The following is an 18,720-nucleotide window of genomic DNA, read 5'->3' on the forward strand; positions in this document are numbered from 1 at the left end:
GCGCGGTATCAGCCGTCGCAACGGTCTGCTCAAGCTGTGAGAGGGAAGACGACACGTCACCAACCGTGCTAGAAAGTTCATTAACGCTGGTCTGAACCTGCCCGATGTCCTGCGCATTTTTGGCGATATCCTTCGCCTGCTGCTCAAGTTCATCGTTGGCCTGTTTGATATCGTCAGCCATGCCAGCAATTTTTTCATTGCTGTCCACCGCATTCTCGATCAGGTCTTTGAACGTATCTGAGCCTTTCATGTCCTCCAGGATTGCATCAGTGATATCGGAAACATCTATGCTGGCCTGCCCGCGCACCCAGTCGGTCCAGTCACTCTGATTCCCGATGCGGTCAACCAGTCGGGCGCGATACCAGAATTCCTGCCCTGCTTTCAGCCCCATTTGCTGATAGAGCTTCTGTGGATACGGAACCGCGGCCAACAGCATTGGATTTGCCCCATCGACTGAAGCGCTGTATTGCAGTTCCGTGCTCAGGGTGTCGGCGGTATCTGCGGGGAAACCCCATGTAATGTTGATCCCAAATACAACATCCTCTGTTGCAGTTAGTCCGACAGGTTTAGGCACTTCACCGGTGCGGCCGGTAAGATGGGTCAACGCAGACGTGGCCCAAAGGCTGGACGCTCCCCCAGAGTTAATCGCACGGACGCGCACAAGGTAATCGCCCTCGAAAATACCAGGCACTTCGATATTTCGTAACCCGGTTTCAGGCACGTTTACCCATTCGTTATTTCCGCGCTTCCACTGTGCCCGGTACGCTATGACGTCCGACTGCAGTTTGCCGTCTTTATCAACTGGTGCATCCCATGAGGCGGTTAGCGTGGCCACGCGCTGCCCCTGGCGAACCGCATCATAGCTCGATACCACGATGTTGGTCGGCTGGTTAACTAGCCCGGTCGGAATCAGGCTTATCGGAGGAGTATCGAGGCGAGCGTTGTTATCAACGGCGTCGTATTTCGACGCGTTATACTCCGCACCGGTAATGGTGAAGGTGTTTTCCTCATCATCAAATTTTAGGTTCGTTACCCGGAAATACTGCAGGCGCAGCTGACCAGCATCAATGACGAATACGGCATCAGGTAATGGCGCCGCCGTGAACGGCGTGGACAGGATCAGCTGCGTGCCATTTACGGCCTGTATCACCCGGCTTTCAACGGTACCGCCCTGGGTGCGAATCATCAGCGTATCGCCCGCCACCGCACTGGTGCCCCGGTCAGTGGTCACGGCCTTAAGACCAGCGTTATACCCGGTGATACGCCCGCCGTAAACGCGCCCTGACAGGCGTTCATCTGCAAACGCAAATACGGTGCCCGGCACGAATACAAAGCCATCAAGTCCAGTCTGAAGCGTGATAATGCGGTCAAGGGAGTTGGAATACACCGCCCACCCGCCACGCCGCTGCGCCTCGCTCTCACGCGTACAACCGATCGCAGTGATTTGTGTCTGCTTAAACTTGAACTGCCTCACCAGTTCCGGAAACATCACTGCCGTGGTGCGGTCCTGGTAGTGGTTATCCGGATCGCTGAAGTTAATCAGCGCGCTGGAGAATAGGTTTTTCTCACTGCCACTCGAGTACACCGGCTTACCCACCACTGATGCGCGAGTGAGGATCTGCAACTTCGTAGTGTCCGCCGGCATGTCAGAGACAACATTGAACATGTTGTTGCCCCAGAAAGTCATTCCGTTGAAGCCCGCGGCAATATCTTTAATCACCTGCCAGGCATCAGCCTGGGACTGGATGTAAACGTCAAACATGAAGCGTGGCTCGGTACCGCTTCCGCCTTTCCCATCGGGTACCTTCTGGTCGCAGCGCTGGGCGATGCGATAGAGCTCCCACTTATCGAGCATTTCTGGCGTCACGCGGCGCCCAAGGCCGAAGCGCGGCTCAGTCAGAACATCGAACCAAATCCACGCCGGGTTATTCGTCCAGCCCCATTTAAACGTCCCGTCCCATGTTCCGCTATAAGTCCGCGCTATTGGATCATAGTTCGAAGGGATTCGGATGATGCGCCCCTTCGGCATGCAGGAAATCTTAGGGATGTTGTTGAAGGACTTTGCGTTAAAGGACACGTACAGCAGCGCTGTGTGGGGATATCGCAGGCGAGCATCGATCACCTCAGTAATCGCTTGCACCTGCGTTTTGTTCTGCAGCATCTGGCTGGTGCTGTCATCGGTGTCACGCACCACTCGAATTTGCCAGCCAGTGCTGGCTTTGGGAAGATTAATACGGTGGGTTAGTTCATAGAGCGAGCTGAGCTTCTCTGTGACGGTTTTAGTCATGACTGTCGAGTAAGCGCCACCGTCCACCGCCAGATCAATATGGTACTGAACCGTAGTGCCGACAATATCCCCATCGTTTTCCTGCTGCTGTAACCCAGGGATGCCAATACGAACCAGCACCGCGTCAATCTGGGTGTTACTCAGTGCGCGGGTCCATGGTGTGGCCTTTGTCAGCGATACCCCAACCGTAGTTTCATTCTCGACTGCAGGGAATCCCGGTATTGGTGTCTGGGTCTGTGTGCCAGGCCGGAAATCCCATGACACATTTTCAAAATTCATCGTTCCGTCGGGGTTTCCCAACGGCGTACCGTCCAGGAATATCCGGGTCGCATCCAGGCCACCAGCAAACTCACCTTCTCCGAGCGCCAGCAGCATGCGACAGCGCGCCATTGACTGCGCCGAATCGGGCTGTTCTACGGGTGTGTGCTGTTTCTGGCTGCCACCCTTTGCACCAGTGATCGCTTCCATATTACATCCATAAAAAAAGCACCCAATTGGGTGCTTGATATTCAGAAAGGAGTTTTCAGATGTCTTCTGCAACTATGCCGGCACTGATGATGGCACCGCCAATCTCGCGCTCACCATAAAGAAGCGCGACCGGGTTACCCATCGCAAGGGTATTCACCGAGCCACCGAAGGCATATGAGGGTTTATTGTCAGGATCGTCTCGCCCCTGAAGTCCTTTGGGCTGAGGCGAAAGCATCTGGTAAATCCCACCAGCCATCATTCCTATACCAGCGGAGACCATCCCTGCGCCAATTACACCTGCTGAACCGAACGTCATGCCAGTGACGACGATGCCCGCCACAACCATGACGGCACCCAGTATCGTCTGGAACAAACCTGCTTTTTTTGCCCCTTCCATCACCGGTGCTATGCGAATATCGGTACTTCCGGCCAGGTTCTTAAAATCATCCGCGCCAATGTTGCGCCTGCCGCGAAACACCGCGAACGTCATGCCATTCTTTTTAGCGTTCAGAAGATAGCTTTCCAGCCCGTCCAGATTGATGCAAAGCGCCTTAACAGCTTCAGCTGATGTCTGCACCGCCAGCCTGTGAACACGGCCAAACCGGGCTCCCAGCACACCGTACAATCGAATCGTGGTTAAACGCGCCATGGCTGAATCTCCTGCGGTAGCTCTTTGTGACGGACGCAGATCATCGTCCTGTCTTTGAAATAACCGCGCGCATACGGCGTGATGCAGGATGGCTGGCCGTACAGGTGGTGCAAAAGCTCGCCCTCTTCGGTGATGATCCCCGCGTGGTTCCACTTGTCGGACTCGATCTGCATGATGACCATGCACCCTGGCCCTGGTTCGCATTCGATAAACCCTTCCCGCTCCCAGTTATCGAAATAGAGGTTGTCCGGGTACTGGCTTTCCCACCACGGATAATCCACGCGGAAATCGTTCAGCATGACACCCTGTGTGGCGTGCCAGTCCATGACCAGCCCCCAGCAGTCGTGTGAGCCCAGAATGAACGGGCGGCCAATTAGCGGGATCGCATCAGGGGTAATCTCAGCGTACTCATCACAGTCCGGCGCGTAGATGCCCCAGACCACACCGGAGTTATTGCACTGCTGGCGATCGAGTTCAGACGGGATAGGCCGTGCTCCATCGCCAGGATGGGAATGGATGACGCGGATAATGGTTCCTGCATCCTCAGCGTTCGCCCAGTGTTCGCCGTCGATTCTGAAATGCTCGGTTGGATTTTCGTGGGAGTTTGGTACAGGAATATAGCGCTGGCGACGGCCAGACTGAATAACGAAGCCGCAGCTCTCGCGCGGGGATTCCTCCAGCGCATGAGCCCGGATAGCTGCCAATATGGTTTTATTCATTGCTACGTCCGGTTATCGGGTGAAGAGAACGGTTGCCGGAAAGCCGCCAAAGTCGAGTATTGCCGCGTTAGGATCTGCCAGGCCGGCGCCAAATCGTTTACGGCAGTCACTGAAGCAACCACCACATACATCAAGGGCAGGATCTGAAACCTGATTCCCCTTCGCGTCGAAATATGCCGTACCGTTATAGGTGCATCCATCGCCGCTCCGGTACTGCCCGCGTAGCGCCCATTCGCAGAGCGAGGTGATTTGTCTGGTTGGGATAACAAGCCCCTGCAAGTCAGCGGGGCTACTGAGTGACCATGAAACCACTTCGTCGTCTTCGGAGGTTTTCGTGTCAAGCCAGAAAGTCTGAAGCGTGAACATCGACGGGTCGGCGGTCGGGTTCACCCCACCAGGGTAATTCACGGCATCGAGGTAAACCGAATAGGTGTCGATAATGCTCACTTTGGCATTAACCATGTCTTTAAATTGCAGGCATAGCGCCGTGATATGACCGTCGAGGTTGGAAACGCTGAGTGTCGGCTCTGCGGCCTGGTCTGTTGAAAGCTCCAGGCCTGTTACCTGAAACGGCCAAAAATCGTAGGTCTTGCCACCGAATGCTATTGGCTTTGGTCCGAGCTTTTCTTCATCACCATTGGCAGCGTCGATCTCTTCCGGTGTATGGGGGAAAGGTGCGTAGTGGAAACGGTGAATACCGCCACTGAACTCTGAAGCGTCAACTTCAACCAGGCGTACTCTGCCACCCGGTGCCAGCATCGCCGCCTGATCGACTAATGCCATTATGCATACACTCCGTAAGCCCGTTTGATGGTGAACGTCAGCTCAGCAAACTTGCTGCTGATCTGATTTTTCCGTACGGAATCGGCGACTACCCGATAAAGCCCCTTCGCTTCGCCGGGCGGCGTGATGATAAAAGCTTTAACGGTATGAGCCAGGAGGAAGTCGCGCACTGCGTTTACCTCAGACTCACTGCCAACGTGTTTCATTGGCACCTGGATTGCCGTGGAGTTGATGCCGTTCTCGGCTACCTGTTCGTAGCCATCGCCAAACTGCGCTGCACGCACTGTTTGACTATATTCAATCGCGCCAGCACCGAGCTGCGAGCGCCAGCTGTAGGTTTCAACCGCCATATTTACTCCATAAAAAAACCCGCCGAAGCGGGTTTATTAAAATCAGTAATGTATTAATTAATAGCAATAACTTAAATGTTTAGGTGTCAAAGATAGATTACGCAGCGTCATTTGCCGCAGAAGGGACACAATATTTCTGATAGTAGTTTCTTATCACGGGTTTTACATGTGGAGAAATCTCGAATCCAGTGAGGATGCGTTGAAAGGTGCTTTCTTCACACGGCTGATGCACCCGAATATCTCCAGAAGTTACGCCATGAATTACAGTTTCGGCACCAAAAATTTCAGCTCGTCGATAAAAAACATAGCTAGGGTGTCTTATAAATGGGTGGTCGCCTACATCTAGGACACAGGAATGGTCAGGCTCAAAAGCATCAGTAATTGAAGTAAGATTTACAGCAAGAAAAGTTTCTTTCACCATCTTAGGATAGTAGACAGGATCGTTACAGATAAAAAAGATATGCTCCTTCGAGCCAGAAAGAAGGAGAATTGTACCTTTTTGAACTGGGGAAAAATCCACTGTCATTTCAACCCACTGGCTATCCTATCAAGTTCTGAGAATTCTCTCATTCTGTCCGCTAAATGTCTAACCTGTTCTTCTGGTTTACCAAGTGCACGAAAAACATTTTCAGGATTAATTGTAAAGGCACCGCCTTTAGGGTCACACCATTCGGCACAGTGATCATGGGTATAATCTCGAATTTGCCATTTTCCCATATGCCCGAACTCTTGATAGACGCGGTCTATAACAGAAAGGTCTGCATCACTAAGTTCATCAAGATCATCACGCTGAATTTCACGTACCTGCAATTGAAGATCGTAATGGTCGGCATCTGTGATCCAGTTGTTCCAGCCTTCATCACCTCTAGCCGCACCTTTCATTAAATCCAAGGAACGAGACAACACAGGTCCGTGAGGCATCGCGACCATCAGATCACCTGTTAAAGGCTCACCAAAACGGTCCATTGAAAGACGATCGGATAAGTACATCAATTTCATGAGCTTCAGATATGCCATGCGTCCACCTTCTTTCGAAAGTAGATAGGCAGCTATCTGAGCTACTCTTTCTTCGCAAAACATAATAGAACCTCTAAATCATTAATGAATGTACATCTCTACAACGATTTTATAGCCAGCTATAACTTTTAAGCAATCTTCATTTCGTCAAGATAGCCCCACGTTCGACGATGATCGCAATGACCACTTTGCACGTTAGCACCATTTTCGACGATATTACCCCACGGGTATAAGTAAAGTAATATCACGTTCAGCGGAGATAGGTGGGGCCTATGATCCGACTTGAGCTTTCAAGAATGGCAAAAATAGCACTTTTTGCACAAAATGCATGGCTTAGTTGGAATGCATGACAACAAAGATTGCTGTAGTATTTCGCCCCCTCAGAAAGCGGTCGCTCGCATTTTAACCGCATATACCCCACCAACAACAAAAAGCCCCGCGTATGCGAGGCTCGGGTTGGGTGATTTGGGTCAAGATTAGTTAGCTATTTCGACTTAACTTCCGGCCATCTCTTCAATTCGATAATCGGTTTTACCGTCTTTTTCTTCGATGCACACAGCTCTAAATTTCTGCTCAAGCCCGAATTTGTTCTTGGCGCTAAATTCCTGCGTGGCGTAAAACTTGCCGTCATTGCCGAGCCATCTGTTAGAGCCAAACGCCGACATATCCAGGGTGCTTTTATTGATCACTGACTTTCTAACGTAAGCTTCGCAGGCATTACGAAGTTCATCTAGTTTTTTATCTGCAAGTTCCTTGGCTTCTTTTTGCTTTTTTTCTTGCTCGGTTGGTTTATTAACCACCGCAGCAACAAAAATTACAACAACAAGAAGCAGCAACAGCCCAATGGTTCTTAGGATCTTCTTGATTATTTTATTTAACACAATCATCCCCTGATCATTATGGTTTTCAACATATTAACCAGGGGATGACGTAAACACTACCTGCCTTTGCTGAAGTTGTAGATCATGCCACCCGGCTTAAGCTGTTTCTGAACTACCTGCAGTGCGGCATTCTGCATTTCCTCGGCAAGCGCGCGCCCCATGGCATCACCAGAACTGGAAGTTTGCGTTGTAACCGAACCACCAGCATCTACGTTAACAGTGGTATTGATAATCGGGGCCATCCCGCCGCCACCCTGAGCACGCACTCCCAAGCGTCCGGCAGAATCCCTAGTTAGGGGCATGATTGCTTCAGCACCAGCCTCTGCGAAGACGCCGCCTTTCGCAAACTTTGATGCGCCCTGGAAGGTGAAATGCTGAGGAGTGTCGTAAACACCGTTCACATATTTACTGAGGCCAGGAGAGTCATAGACACCACCTTTAGCATTGAAGGTTACGCCAGCAGCGGCGTTTGCATATGCACCACCAGGCGTGCTGCCACCGCCACTGCCACCGCTTATCCAGCCCATCGCAGCCTGCACCGCATAGGCAACCATCAGCCTGTTTGTCACCTCAACAATCATCTTCAGCATCGATTTGCCGAATTCTTTTATTGAGGCTTTTCCCGTCGTCATTAAGCTGGTTAGCATGTCAGATAGACCTGTCAGCGTCGAACTAGCCACGTTCTTCACTGCGTCGTAGGTGTTGGTAGCGGCATCCAGATATTCATTCCATCCAGCAACAGCCCCAGACTTCCAGTCGCCGCGCAGCTTATCCTCTTCAGAGTAATAATTTCTGAGGGCTGCCAGTTCTTTCTCATAGCCAGCATCATCAAGCTTACCACCACCGTTGAGCCAGCCTTGGCGGAGCTGAGCCTCTTCCATCATGCGCTGGCTCTGACGGCTGCTTAGGCCTGCACTGCCACGCAACGCTTCTGTCTTTTCCGACATCTGCGTGACGTATTTATTCGCCTGCTGCGCCAGGCCATTAATCTTCTGCTGAGCCTCAACTTCCTTGTTCTTCTGATCCACCACCTTGGCGGCGTTCAGAATGGCCTCACGGCTCGACAGTAGAGATTTCTCCTGGGCGGTCAGCGCGCGTGTTTTGGCAGCCTCATCCAATTCAGCAAAGCGAGATTGCTGTTTGCTGAATTCGGTATATCTGACCTGCGTCTCCCCAGTCTTGCGCAACGTTTCGAGTGTTTCAGTTAACGTTCTGGCCTGGGCGCGGTAGTTCTCAAGAGTGCGATCGCCAGCATCCAGCGTGGCTTTTGCCTCTTTGGTCTTTTTGGCTGAGTCTTGTGCAAGCTTCGAGACTGCGTCTCTCGATTCTCGACTTGTTCCGCCATCTCCTTTTAAGTTGGCCCCTCGCGCTTCAGCTTCATAGTTTGCCTGTGCGTTAGGCGCAGTGACACGCTTCCAAAGCTCGTTATAGCGCTTTTTGTTCGCCTCAATCTCTTTGTCCGCTTCCGCTCCAGCCTTTTTCATTGCCTCAACGTCCATGCCGAGGAAATTAGCCAGCGCACCGCCACCCGGGATTTTATCTGCCCAGCCAGCGATGGTGCTGGTGAATTTGGAGTCCAGAGAGGTGATATTGAGGAACAAGTCTTTAATCGAGGACTTAACCAGTTCGAATATATCGATAATCTGGTTTCCCCACGCGCGCACGGTAATACCTATGTCGCCAAAGGTGTCTGAAGCGCTTTTCTTCAGATTTTCCCACGTTTGACCAATATTATCGGTCGCTTTGTTGGTCTCCTCTGCACGCTTTGCCATGACGCCTGCAAACAGCTCAATAGCTTCGGTAACAGCCGCCTGCTCACCCTTCTGCTTACGCAGCTGGATAATGTGCTTGATCATGGCTTCATCAACGAAACCATATTGTTCGTTGAGGCTGGCAAGCCCTTTAACCGGATCGCTGACAATCTTTCCGAAGTCGGCCATTGCCGCTTTGGTATCGTTTCCGGCCTTACCCATTAGGGTTATGGTCGTTGCGACCTGCTTCATCTGGCTGGCGGTATATTTCCCAGTATCGTTCAGCGTAACCAGCGTATCGACGGTGGAGCTGATCGATGTATTCGTCTTTCCAGCCACTTCCTCAGCGGCCTGGTTGAGCTGCTTCATTGAGGAGAAGCCAGCCCCACCCATCATGATGACAGAGCGTGCCACCTGGTCAAATTGCTCCGAGGAGTTATACGCTGCGGCAGCTAGCAAGCCGATCGTGCCAATCAGACCACCAAGTGCGATCGTGGTAGGGTTAATCATCCCAGCCATGCTGCGAAGGTATTCGCCGACGCCGGACAGCGCCCCCTGAACCGAGCCGAACTGGTCTTTAATCTGCCCGCCCTGTTGCAGCAGGATCAGGAACGGCGACTGCCCACCAGCCAGCTGCGTGGCGATATCGGTGAATTGCGCCGGAAGCGTGCGCATTGCCGCGCTGTACTGACCAACGGAGATTCCAGCACGCCGGGCAGCCGCTTCCTGCCGGGATAGCGCCTCTGGTAGTACGTCAGCGACAACAGAGAGGCGCTCACGCGTCTGGTTGAGGATTGTGTTGAAGTGCTCGAACTGAGCACCGTTAATGCGCCCTGCTTCGAAATGGGCCACCAGCTGTGCGTGCTGCTCATCCAGCGAGCTGAATGCACGAATCGTCGGATCGATTGAGCCCAGCAGGTTCTTCAGCGCGGCTGATTGCTTCTCTGCCGCCTGAGTGGCCGCCAGCTCTGCCTGAGCACGCGCCGCGGCTTCTCCGGTGTCGGTCAGCTTGAGGCGGGTGTCATCCAGGATTTTGTTGTAAGCCTGAAAGGTATCGTTATCCAGGAAACCTTTGGCCTGGAATTTCCGCAGCGATTCTTGCTGCTCATCCAGGCGGTTTAAGGCCTTGGTAACCGGGTCGATATTCTCCAGCAGCCCTTTGAGCGCGTTCTGCTGCTCCTTGAGGCCTTCACTGCCTTGCTTCGCAGATTCAGCGCCAGCGCGGAACACGCTATTCAGATCATCTGCTTTATCTACGGCACCGGCCGCCGCCTGGCCGAGTTTATCCAGTTCGTTGCTGGCTGTTTTCAGGTCAGAAACATCGGCCCGCAAAGTAATCGAGGCGATCTGGTCTGTCATTATTTCGTCTCCTTATGCATTACCTTGAGAGCCTCGCTTTCCATAATTTGAAGATCAGCCATGCAGGCCGCCGCATCCTCAACCCCGTGTAACTCGAACATCCAGGGGAGTACGTTGTAATCAAGGCCGGTCGCCCCGCTCGCGCCGACTCGCCACTGGGTCGCCAGGGAAGAGAAGATGGTGAAGGACCTCCACACCGAGGGCAGGATCCCCACCTCTTCCTCCACGTCCTCAGGCGTCAAACCAAAAGCGCTCAGCTCCGCGAGCGTCGGTCCCGGCGTATACAATGCTGCGGCGACCTGCCTCAGTTTTTTTCGCGGATACCCATCAGCTCTTTGGTGTATGCCAGACCTATGCTGTCGAACGCGCGTGGATAGTTACGCAGAAGGACAATAACGTTTTCGCGGTTGTACTCATCGGGAAGCGCCCACCCGTCGACAATTTCCATGAGGTAGTCGGCCTGCGGCTCGATAGCATCCTTTTTACCTTCGGCGGCCTTTTGCAGCTTCTCGTCCATGGAGCGCAGCTCTTCCAGCGTCTTATGGCGGAAAGTGAACGTCAGCTTGCCGTCTTCGGCGCCGGCGCGCGGAATGCTCGCGGTCACAGAAAAAGTTGGGTTGGGGATCAGGGAAAATTTGGTCATTTCGGTTCCTTAGAAAGACTTTGGTTTTAGTAGCGAAGAAAGCCCGGCGTACCGGGCTCAAGTGGTTAGCTGACCGTGACGGCGCAAGCAGCAGAGGTGATAGTTTTGCCCGCCGCGTCAGTGACTTCGCAGGTGTAAGAGCCAGCATCTCCGGATGCCACAGATGGAATGTTGAACGTCGAGGCGGTTTTGCCAGGAATGGCGGAGTTTTCTTTCTTCCACACGTAGGTGTAAGGAGCCGAGCCGCCTTGCATAACCACAGCCAGGTCCAGCGCCGAGCCAGTAGAGACCGATTTGGTTGCCGGCAGGTCAGTCAGGAACGCCAGCGGCGTAACGGATGAATCGGCGATCGGGTAAATCTGCATATCCGATTCGAAGTTCATACGCGCTTCGTTGCTCTCCACGGCGTTGATTTCGGTCTTAGGCACCTTCTGGAAAGACACTTTGGCAGAGTAATAACGGTCCGCTTTGCCGCGCGGGTTATGGAACCACACAGCAGTGGTGTCGCTGGATTCGTCAAGTTCACTCAGACGCTTGTAAATTGCCAGCAGCGGATCGTGCGCGAAGGTGTAGACCTGCACCACGGCGTTTTTGAAGGTCGGGATGGTACGGGCCTTATCGTCTTCCAGGAACTGCACGCTGATGGTCTGCTGGTCACCACCCTCAGTGGAAAGGGTCATCACCTGCGGCATCGTGATCCACGTGTCGATTTTACGCAACGTGCCCGCGCCAGTGCCTGCCGGGAATTTGGTGGTGTCAGAGGTATCGAACGAATCCAGCACGATTTTGGTACCGGCTACGGATTTAACGCGCAGCACCATATTATCGAGTTTTAGCCAGCCGGAGCTGACCTGCACTACATCGCCCGCCAGGATGCCAGCGGCAGATGCAACAGTCAGTTCGCATTCAGTAGCGTTAGAGGCAGCGGTAAAGGTGATGGGAGCCTGATAGGCCTTGGCCACGTTCACACGCGAGCCGTTAGGGATTGCGAATGCCATAGCACTCTCCTGAATTTAGGTAATAAAAAACCCGCCGGGCGGCGGGTCAGTAATCAGCGCGGTACTGCATGCTGACAGGGGTGGTGTAGGTGATAGAGCCGGTAGTGCCGTTGGGTGATGATGTGGGGCGATCCTGTATAGGTTGGCGCACCTGCGGCGGGCCATTGATATAAACGGTCAGGTCACCATCCACCAGCGGCAGCCCTTCAGGAAAAGCATCTGCGACAGACTTTGTCAGCCCTCTGGCCAGAGTCACGCCGCTACCTGCTGGTGCAATGATATTGAGCTGGAGAATGCCCTGGTATGTACGCAACTGACCTTCCAGGTCCTGCCCCACGGTTTGCGCAGGTAGGACATAAACGCGCCCGTAAGGGGCATCATCAGGCGGGGTAAAAGCGATGTTAGGCCAGGCGATCGGCAATCCGAGCGACTCAGCGATAATCGCCACCCGGCTCTCCAGCAATTCAGCAATTCGCATGGACTGGTCACCGGCCATTGCGCACCTCGTTCATTGCCTCGCGGAAGTATTGGGCTGCATCCAATGCGGTCAACCCGACCATACCGCCGGGCGCCTGGTTTGAATGTCCGTTTTCCAGTGCCTGGGCATATGGCAGGTTGTTAGTGAAGTAAATCGTGCTCACTTGCCCTACTCTGAACACCTCAAGCACCGCCAGACCGCGGGAGTTTGACCCCTGCCCCGAAGCGTCCGGGGTATCGTTCGTCTCTGTTGGCTGGCTATCGAACCCGACATACCAGTTGTTCTTGAACCGACCACCGACATAGCCCTCAGGCTTTTTGATGTCCATCGAGTCGTTTACACGCAAACCGCGCTTAAGTCGTCCCGATTTGGTCAGGTTGGCAGGATCATCGCGAAGGGCAGCATTGTGTTCACGCACTGCAGTGTTATAAGCAGAGGCCGTTTGGTTCACTTGCCAGGTCTCCGGCTGCCCGACTGGTGAAATCTCCACCAATCTCCCCAGGATTTTGATACCCGTCCGGCGCACCGCCTCGTCAATCTCCTGCTTTGAGCCATCAACGAACAGCTGAATAGCAGCCAGGAACGGCTGATTTACGGAACTGGTCATATCAGGTCCTTAGCTGGATGTTATAGGAGATCAACACGTCTGCCGGCTTAACCGGATTCGGCTGTACCACGCGCCACTTTTGGCCGTCGATATCAATGATGTCACCGATGCGCACCTCAGTTTCAAACGTGGCCGCCAGCTTCTTATCGCCTGTAGCAATCAGAGAGCCGTCGATTTCACGAGTTGAGTATTCAGTGATAACGCCGGTAACGGTCGCGATAACAGGCTCGGTGGTAATCTCTTTCCCGTACTGATCGCGGGTAGTGGTGCCGCCTCGGGTCAGTTGGTAGGATTTGCCGTTATCCTTCAGGAGCCGCGTTGCCGTAGCGCGCATGCGGCGATAGTCGATTGCCATGCTACCCCCTTTCGACCCTGACTTGGTTGCCGCCCACTACAAGCCCGCGCAGTGCGGAATAGAACCATGGGAATGACGGAGAAGCTTTATTCGTTCCCGGCTCATACTGGACTGCAACCGCACCCTCGACGCGCTCCATCGTCACCGCCCCACCGCCAGCGACCGACGGGGTGAGGTCAATCTCCTGCGACTCGATAGCCAGGCGGCATTGAGCATCAATCAGGCGCTGTGGAATCGCATCATTCGGCAGGTCAACACCATCGAAGCGCACGCCGGAACGCGGCCAGGATAGAGGCTGTGATGCGCTGGAACGCTGACCGCGCCAGGCCTTCCCTTCCAGAAAGTCCATTGCCTGCATCAGCAGCTGGCCGCACTCATCATCATCTGCAGGAATGCTATATCCGCGCCCGGCGGCAAATGCCCGCAGGTCTGACACGCTGGCGTAGCTGTTGAAGCCTGGAGAGTTGGGATCGGCAACCAACATGGTTATTCCTCCAGACGCCAGTCCAGCGCGAGCCAGTTATCCACTTCATCAGGATGAACATCTGCGCGCAGAGGGCCGCCAGGGAATTCTGGGGTGTCACGTACCATGACTGCCAGCTCAATACCCTGCTGTTCCTGCTGCTGTTCCTGCTGCTGTTCCTGCTGCTGTTCCTGCTGCTGTTCCTGCTGCTGTTCCTGCTGCTGTTCCTGCTGCTGTTCCTGCTGGGCAGGATTTTTATTAGCGGCCTGCTGAGCTGCAAGCTTTTCCGCTTCACGCTGAGCGCGCTGCTCTTTGGTTAATCCGGCCATTGGGCCTCCTGAAAAACAAAGGGGCCGAAGCCCCCTGGGTTAACCCATGATGATGGCGGAATGACGTGGCGCCACAGCAGCCACACCCCACGCCAGACCCACTTCATAACGCACCTGACGGTACTGGCGGTACAGCGCCACCTGGAAGGTGATGCCAGATACCGGGTCGGTCACATTCATGACGTCATCAGCGGTATCGCCACCTTCAGGCATCGCCGGGGTACGGCTGGCCAGCAGGAATGCCCCGCGGTCAAACGCCATGTTCGGTACGAATTCGCTCAACACGGTGACATCAGCCTGGTCTGCCAGATCCTGACGGAGGCCCGGCGCGCTAATAGTGATAGTGGAAGACGTAGCCGCAACGACCAGATACTGATTGTCATCACCGGCGAACTTCACCGCAGTACCTGCAGCAATACCGCCGGTGCCAGCAGAGATAGCGATGATGATATCGCCCTCTTTCTTCGCGCCATTGACCTTATAGCCAGCAGCAGCGCTTTTCCCCGTACGCTTGATGTTGAAGGATTCGTGGAGGTTGAAGCCCATGATGCGACCGATAACACCTTCACGCAGCAGCTGGTCGGTTCCCGCTTCGTTTGCTTTGAAGAGGACAGCCTGTTTACCACGGATGGATGCCATCGCTTCGCCAGCCAGCACCATACGCAAATCGGTAGTAGGCGCACCGTTGTCGGTCAGAATTTGACGCGCCAATGCGGCATCTGTCAGATCGTCCTTGATGCTGAACGGAGTATCCTTCGGTGCGCCAACAGCGCGGGAAGAGTTGAGGTACAGGGCTGCGAGGTCAGCATCCACTTCGTTCGCCAGCGCGCGGAAAGCCTGTTTGAACTGGTCAGCCAGGATGGTGTTGTAGGTACCAGCTGGGCCCAGAGCCAATTGCTCTTCACCATTCCATTTCACCGGGGCCATCTTGGATTTGGTGATTTTGACATCCACACCACCGATGGTCTGGTCGCCAGAATTAGGTGCTGACGGACCAGGGACAATGTCTTCAGTGGTGGCTGCAGGTGCGACTGGCGCACGTACGGTCTGGTCTTTTGCAGCAGCATCCGCTTTCGCGTCACGCGCTACCGCAGGAATAAAACCAGTTTGCTCGCGGGACACTACGTCCAGCGCGGTATAGATGGTCGGGATCAGACCAGTAAGGGTATTGCCTGCCATTTATGGCTCCTTTCAATTTAATCGACGATGCTGATGCCGTCTTTCAGCGCTGCTTGCTTGCCAGCGTTATCCAGGGAATCAAACGCACCGCGTTTCATGGTTTTTTGCCCGGCCTGGTGCTGCGACTGTTGAGAACCACCGCCGCTGTTACCGGACGCTTTGAGGATGTAATCTTTCTGCGGATGCGACTCGACCAGAGACTCCAGGGCCTCATCAAAGCTGGCTAACTCGCCGGGCTTGGTGCGAGAGAACACCTTATTGCCCTGGCCGTCGTAGGCCACAACCTTCCCTTCTTCGATTTTGAAGTTCTGACCGAAGTAGGAACGCACGAACTCAGTCGGGATCGCCATCTTCTCGGAAATGAACTTAGAGCCACCGAAGCGGCCGCCGATCATCTCGTCGTAGAGTTGAGTTTCCAGCTGCTGGTTCTTGCTGTTCGCTTCGTCCAGCTGCTGTTGGAAAACTTTGGTGATCTCCGCCTTTACCTGGTCAACGGCACCAGCATCGATCAGTTTTTTCTGGTCGATTTTGGTCATCATCTCCAGGGCTTCGAGCGCCTTGGCCGGGTCGGTGATGCCCGAGAATTTCGCGAGATTGGCTTCCGCCGCTTCCTTCGCTTCGCGGTGCGTTTTCGCCTCGCCATTCAGGGAGGTGATTTTGGTCATCGCTGCGACCGCATCGAACGGGATCTCTTTGCCATCATCATGGATGTACACAGGCATACCGTTTTCAACGACCACATTTCCGTTAGCATCAAGTTTCAGTTTCATTGTTTTTGCTCCAGCCTTCCGGCCATACGTAATGGGTCATCCGACCCGGGCACCGCGTCGCATCCGCTCAGCGGCAGGCATAAAAAAGCTGCCCGTAGGCAGCCTGATGTTGATGGGGTTTGTGTTACTGGAACGCCGACGTATCCACGCGGCGTAGCTCGTCCAGGGTCAGGAACTCCCCGGCATCGTTGAACATCTCCGGCACGGTGATTTTGCCGTCACGCAGCATCTGCGCGCGAGTAACGCCCAGCACCTGCTCCTGCCGCGCGTAAGGCTGCCTCGCAAGCCATTCGGCATAGCTGGTATGCGCTGGCACCTGTCCGTCCATTGAAGCGCGCGTGGCGTTGCTCAGCTCGCCTGAGGCTATTTGCATTTCCTCCCACGATTTAGTGATCAGGATTTCGCAGGAGCGGCAACAAAAGTGGATTTTGCCGGGTCCGCGCAGATACGGAATTGCATGGCCCAGCGGCTTTCCATCGAGCGAGTAGAGTTTGCGGTCGCGGATGATGCACCACTGGCTGGTGTGGGTGTCCAGAGTCGAAGACCACTGCTTGGCCTTTACGATATCGCTGTTGGCCTGTGCGAACTCCTGGCGCGCCGTTGCTGCCATATGATTCACCGCAGTGCGGGCAACAACAGCAAGGTCACGACGTGAGGCATTGATAACCCCGTCCTGGCGGTTAAGTTGCGGCGTGCCGGCGACGCGCTTCACGATCTGCTCGACAGTTTCACCCTGAAGAAATCCGGTACGCACGGCACTGGTGATTTTATCCAGCCGATCGGATTCAAGCTTTTGGCCCCACTCTTTCAGCAATCGCCCCTGAAAAGGTTGTGCCACCGCAGAGGCGTAGACCTGCTCTGGGGGAATGCTTTGCAGCGGGACGTGTTTCAGCACCTGCCCGGGTATAAGGTTGCTGAACAGGTCCATCTGATACCCGGTCTCATAATCCGTGTAACGTGCCAGCTCACGCGCCAGGGAAGCATTAACCGGGTCGTAGGCTTGATGGTTCAGTTCACGAACACCGGCCAGTAGAGAGGCCAGACGACGCGCACTGTAGGTTTCAGCGCGCTTGCCATCCAGCAGCACCAGCAGCCTGGCGGCCAGTTCAGCATCCAATTTGTTCAGCAGCGCGACCATGCGCCGGGCGACGCCGGTACCGTAACGCGTCACGTACAAGCCGTGCGCGATTGTCTCGTCCAGTAGCCTGTCATTCACGGAACGGGCCATTTCACACCCCCGGCGGTGGTTCACTCAGTGACGCAGACTCGGCCAGCAACTCGCTCAGCACCGTATCAGGATCCGCATCGGCATCAATCAGGTTGAGTTTTTGCAGGGCTTTAATCGCATCGATACGGCGAAGGTCACCGCCCTGGCGCAGGGACTGAATAGCCAGCGCAGCAGGCGGGTTGAATTCTTTCGACTCAACATCCAGCTCGGTGCGCACATCTACGTTGCCGCCCTCCTTCTCGCCGATGTACTCAGCCATGATCTGCAGGATGTTGTCGATCGCGTCTTCGAGGCTGGTGGCCATAGTGTAGAGCGGCGACTGCTCCTGCATTTTCTCTTCGGAGGTCTGATCCACCGATTTGGTAGAGGTGTTCTCCGTGCGCAGCAGCTTCGCGCCAGCCTGGCGCATCTGCTCCACCAGCTCTGCCAGCGACTCTTTGCCGGCACCGATAGAGGAGCCAGTGTGCTCGACGTATTCCAGGCCCTGCTTTTGCCGATCGGAGAATGACGTGGCAGACGAAGACCCAATTACCAGCTCTTCTCCCTGCTCAAGCCCGAACACCGTCAGTATCGGCACCCGGGCGACGTGCAGGATGTTGTCCTGCTCACTTTGGCTCTGCCAGTGCTTGATATTCAGCAGGGCCATATTGAGTAGAGGCGGTGAACCACACATAAACCCGGTGCGCTTGGTGTAGAGCGTCACCAGGGTGATATCTTTACGAGAGGTCTCCCATTGATCGAATATTTCCCAGTTCGCCGCGCCCTCGGTACCTCTGGACTTGCGGTAGATTTCCACCTTTCCCGGCGTCAGATAACGTATCTGTTCCACCTTTGTTTGCCCGAAGTCGTCACCGTCCTCGACAACCACCTCTTTGATGCGCAGCGCGGTGAGCACCAGCTTACCGTCCGCCATCTTCGACTTCCATCCGATTACCTGGCGGGGATTTAGCATTGTGACGTACGGGCGCGCTCCGGTAGCTTTCTCATCCGCTTTGGTTTTCACCCTTTCTGGGTCCACCCTGGGATAGTCCACCAGCGCATGGGAGAGGCCATACTGCATCGCAAGGCCGAAGAATGACTGAGCCCAGACATCGAGGCGGGTGCCTTCCAGGTCGATGTTCTTCGCAAACTCGCGCAGTTGATCAGGAACGTTCTCGGCCAGCTTAATCGGCTCGGCAAATACGCGCCCTATGTTTTGCTTAATGGTCTCTTCGTAGGCGGGCAAAAGCGTGGCCACGGAGAGGCGTTTTTTATAGTCCTCTTTGTCTTCTTTCGGCCAGCGCGGGAGATATGCCTCGCCCAGTTGTCGCATATAGAGCGTGCCGCCCATCAGGGCATCATTGATATCCCACGCCTCGACCATGTTCCCATAGTCCAGATTGGGTGTTGAGATGTCAGGCATGGAG

The 18,720-nt window shown here is 54.5% G+C and carries 21 protein-coding genes; all 21 read right to left on the minus strand.

The features are described from left to right. Positions 1 to 2,755 (minus strand): host specificity protein J (locus tag ACJBF3_RS21780; protein WP_406545249.1); only part of this gene is annotated, 2,755 nt, incomplete at its 3' end. Between the two features lie 55 nt (positions 2,756 to 2,810). Continuing rightward, positions 2,811 to 3,404, minus strand: coding sequence for a tail assembly protein (locus ACJBF3_RS21785; RefSeq protein WP_045418842.1), 594 nt, complete (start codon positions 3,402 to 3,404; stop codon positions 2,811 to 2,813). Beyond that, entirely contained in the window at positions 3,392 to 4,123 is a 732-nt protein-coding gene (locus ACJBF3_RS21790; protein ID WP_406545250.1) for a C40 family peptidase, read from the minus strand. The genes ACJBF3_RS21785 and ACJBF3_RS21790 overlap by 13 nt, the downstream gene beginning before the upstream one ends. Positions 4,124 to 4,135: 12 nt before the next feature. Beyond that, positions 4,136 to 4,906 carry a phage minor tail protein L gene (locus ACJBF3_RS21795; RefSeq protein WP_406545251.1) on the minus strand — a complete coding sequence of 257 codons (771 nt, stop codon included), beginning with the start codon at positions 4,904 to 4,906 and terminating at the stop codon, positions 4,136 to 4,138. Next, the gene (locus ACJBF3_RS21800) at positions 4,906 to 5,256 is read right to left on the minus strand and encodes a phage tail protein (RefSeq protein ID WP_024160043.1); all 351 of its coding nucleotides are present in this window, start codon (positions 5,254 to 5,256) and stop codon (positions 4,906 to 4,908) included. Before ACJBF3_RS21800 ends, ACJBF3_RS21795 begins: the two co-directional genes overlap by 1 nt. Positions 5,257 to 5,353: 97 nt before the next feature. Beyond that, positions 5,354 to 5,782: a hypothetical protein gene (locus ACJBF3_RS21805; protein WP_406545252.1), complete on the minus strand. Its 429-nt coding sequence runs from the start codon at positions 5,780 to 5,782 to the stop codon at positions 5,354 to 5,356. Further along, complete coding sequence (locus ACJBF3_RS21810; protein WP_205416902.1) at positions 5,779 to 6,273, minus strand: Panacea domain-containing protein; 495 nt, start codon at positions 6,271 to 6,273, stop codon at positions 5,779 to 5,781. Before ACJBF3_RS21810 ends, ACJBF3_RS21805 begins: the two co-directional genes overlap by 4 nt. Positions 6,274 to 6,767: 494 nt before the next feature. Continuing rightward, positions 6,768 to 7,154, minus strand: a complete 387-nt coding sequence (locus ACJBF3_RS21815; RefSeq protein ID WP_406545253.1) for a hypothetical protein — start codon at positions 7,152 to 7,154, stop codon at positions 6,768 to 6,770. A 56-nt stretch (positions 7,155 to 7,210) separates the two neighbouring features. After that, on the minus strand, positions 7,211 to 10,264 hold the full coding sequence (locus ACJBF3_RS21820) for a phage tail tape measure protein (protein ID WP_406545254.1): 3,054 nt from the start codon (positions 10,262 to 10,264) through the stop codon (positions 7,211 to 7,213). Beyond that, positions 10,264 to 10,551 carry a DUF1799 domain-containing protein gene (locus ACJBF3_RS21825; RefSeq protein ID WP_016247126.1) on the minus strand — a complete coding sequence of 96 codons (288 nt, stop codon included), beginning with the start codon at positions 10,549 to 10,551 and terminating at the stop codon, positions 10,264 to 10,266. Before ACJBF3_RS21825 ends, ACJBF3_RS21820 begins: the two co-directional genes overlap by 1 nt. A 17-nt stretch (positions 10,552 to 10,568) precedes the next feature. Beyond that, positions 10,569 to 10,907: a phage tail assembly chaperone gene (locus tag ACJBF3_RS21830; protein WP_406545255.1), complete on the minus strand. Its 339-nt coding sequence runs from the start codon at positions 10,905 to 10,907 to the stop codon at positions 10,569 to 10,571. Positions 10,908 to 10,972: 65 nt separating this feature from the next. Beyond that, entirely contained in the window at positions 10,973 to 11,905 is a 933-nt protein-coding gene (locus ACJBF3_RS21835; protein ID WP_406545256.1) for a phage tail tube protein, read from the minus strand. 46 nt (positions 11,906 to 11,951) lie between these two features. Next, on the minus strand, positions 11,952 to 12,383 hold the full coding sequence (locus ACJBF3_RS21840) for a phage tail terminator-like protein (RefSeq protein WP_232477516.1): 432 nt from the start codon (positions 12,381 to 12,383) through the stop codon (positions 11,952 to 11,954). Between the two features lie 7 nt (positions 12,384 to 12,390). Further along, positions 12,391 to 12,990 carry a hypothetical protein gene (locus tag ACJBF3_RS21845; protein ID WP_406545257.1) on the minus strand — a complete coding sequence of 200 codons (600 nt, stop codon included), beginning with the start codon at positions 12,988 to 12,990 and terminating at the stop codon, positions 12,391 to 12,393. 1 nt (position 12,991) lies between these two features. Then, entirely contained in the window at positions 12,992 to 13,345 is a 354-nt protein-coding gene (locus tag ACJBF3_RS21850) for a hypothetical protein (RefSeq protein WP_045286695.1), read from the minus strand. A 1-nt stretch (position 13,346) separates the two neighbouring features. Beyond that, positions 13,347 to 13,829: a DnaT-like ssDNA-binding protein gene (locus tag ACJBF3_RS21855; RefSeq protein WP_406545258.1), complete on the minus strand. Its 483-nt coding sequence runs from the start codon at positions 13,827 to 13,829 to the stop codon at positions 13,347 to 13,349. A gap of 2 nt (positions 13,830 to 13,831) precedes the next feature. Further along, positions 13,832 to 14,137 (minus strand): hypothetical protein, encoded by a 306-nt coding sequence (locus tag ACJBF3_RS21860; protein ID WP_406545259.1) that lies wholly within the window; start codon positions 14,135 to 14,137, stop codon positions 13,832 to 13,834. Between the two features lie 39 nt (positions 14,138 to 14,176). Beyond that, positions 14,177 to 15,316 carry a P22 phage major capsid protein family protein gene (locus ACJBF3_RS21865; protein ID WP_406545260.1) on the minus strand — a complete coding sequence of 380 codons (1,140 nt, stop codon included), beginning with the start codon at positions 15,314 to 15,316 and terminating at the stop codon, positions 14,177 to 14,179. 17 nt (positions 15,317 to 15,333) lie between these two features. Then, on the minus strand, positions 15,334 to 16,086 hold the full coding sequence (locus ACJBF3_RS21870) for a DUF6651 domain-containing protein (RefSeq protein ID WP_406545261.1): 753 nt from the start codon (positions 16,084 to 16,086) through the stop codon (positions 15,334 to 15,336). Positions 16,087 to 16,210: 124 nt separating this feature from the next. Further along, the gene (locus ACJBF3_RS21875; RefSeq protein ID WP_406545262.1) at positions 16,211 to 17,314 is read right to left on the minus strand and encodes a phage minor head protein; all 1,104 of its coding nucleotides are present in this window, start codon (positions 17,312 to 17,314) and stop codon (positions 16,211 to 16,213) included. 1 nt (position 17,315) lies between these two features. Continuing rightward, positions 17,316 to 18,716 (minus strand): DUF4055 domain-containing protein, encoded by a 1,401-nt coding sequence (locus ACJBF3_RS21880; protein WP_406545263.1) that lies wholly within the window; start codon positions 18,714 to 18,716, stop codon positions 17,316 to 17,318. Positions 18,717 to 18,720: the final 4 nt, after the last annotated feature.

Source organism: Enterobacter sp. PP-008-ECC_S150, from assembly GCF_045257065.1.
Lineage (GTDB): Bacteria > Pseudomonadota > Gammaproteobacteria > Enterobacterales > Enterobacteriaceae > Enterobacter > Enterobacter chengduensis.

Bases quoted from the DNA above. Each gene is read 5' to 3' on its own strand.
- ACJBF3_RS21785 (WP_045418842.1), bottom strand. From the start codon at position 3,404: ATGGCGCGTTTAACCACGATTCGATTGTACGGTGTGCTGGGAGCCCGG.
- ACJBF3_RS21855 (WP_406545258.1), bottom strand. From the start codon at position 13,829: ATGTTGGTTGCCGATCCCAACTCTCCAGGCTTCAACAGCTACGCCAGC.
- ACJBF3_RS21880 (WP_406545263.1), bottom strand. From the start codon at position 18,716: ATGCCTGACATCTCAACACCCAATCTGGACTATGGGAACATGGTCGAG.
- ACJBF3_RS21820 (WP_406545254.1), bottom strand. From the start codon at position 10,264: ATGACAGACCAGATCGCCTCGATTACTTTGCGGGCCGATGTTTCTGAC.
- ACJBF3_RS21865 (WP_406545260.1), bottom strand. From the start codon at position 15,316: ATGGCAGGCAATACCCTTACTGGTCTGATCCCGACCATCTATACCGCG.
- ACJBF3_RS21810 (WP_205416902.1), bottom strand. From the start codon at position 6,273: ATGGCATATCTGAAGCTCATGAAATTGATGTACTTATCCGATCGTCTT.
- ACJBF3_RS21850 (WP_045286695.1), bottom strand. From the start codon at position 13,345: ATGGCAATCGACTATCGCCGCATGCGCGCTACGGCAACGCGGCTCCTG.
- ACJBF3_RS21870 (WP_406545261.1), bottom strand. From the start codon at position 16,086: ATGAAACTGAAACTTGATGCTAACGGAAATGTGGTCGTTGAAAACGGT.
- ACJBF3_RS21875 (WP_406545262.1), bottom strand. From the start codon at position 17,314: ATGGCCCGTTCCGTGAATGACAGGCTACTGGACGAGACAATCGCGCAC.
- ACJBF3_RS21800 (WP_024160043.1), bottom strand. From the start codon at position 5,256: ATGGCGGTTGAAACCTACAGCTGGCGCTCGCAGCTCGGTGCTGGCGCG.
- ACJBF3_RS21845 (WP_406545257.1), bottom strand. From the start codon at position 12,990: ATGACCAGTTCCGTAAATCAGCCGTTCCTGGCTGCTATTCAGCTGTTC.
- ACJBF3_RS21860 (WP_406545259.1), bottom strand. From the start codon at position 14,137: ATGGCCGGATTAACCAAAGAGCAGCGCGCTCAGCGTGAAGCGGAAAAG.
- ACJBF3_RS21840 (WP_232477516.1), bottom strand. From the start codon at position 12,383: ATGCGAATTGCTGAATTGCTGGAGAGCCGGGTGGCGATTATCGCTGAG.
- ACJBF3_RS21835 (WP_406545256.1), bottom strand. From the start codon at position 11,905: ATGGCATTCGCAATCCCTAACGGCTCGCGTGTGAACGTGGCCAAGGCC.
- ACJBF3_RS21795 (WP_406545251.1), bottom strand. From the start codon at position 4,906: ATGGCATTAGTCGATCAGGCGGCGATGCTGGCACCGGGTGGCAGAGTA.
- ACJBF3_RS21830 (WP_406545255.1), bottom strand. From the start codon at position 10,907: ATGACCAAATTTTCCCTGATCCCCAACCCAACTTTTTCTGTGACCGCG.
- ACJBF3_RS21790 (WP_406545250.1), bottom strand. From the start codon at position 4,123: ATGAATAAAACCATATTGGCAGCTATCCGGGCTCATGCGCTGGAGGAA.
- ACJBF3_RS21805 (WP_406545252.1), bottom strand. From the start codon at position 5,782: ATGACAGTGGATTTTTCCCCAGTTCAAAAAGGTACAATTCTCCTTCTT.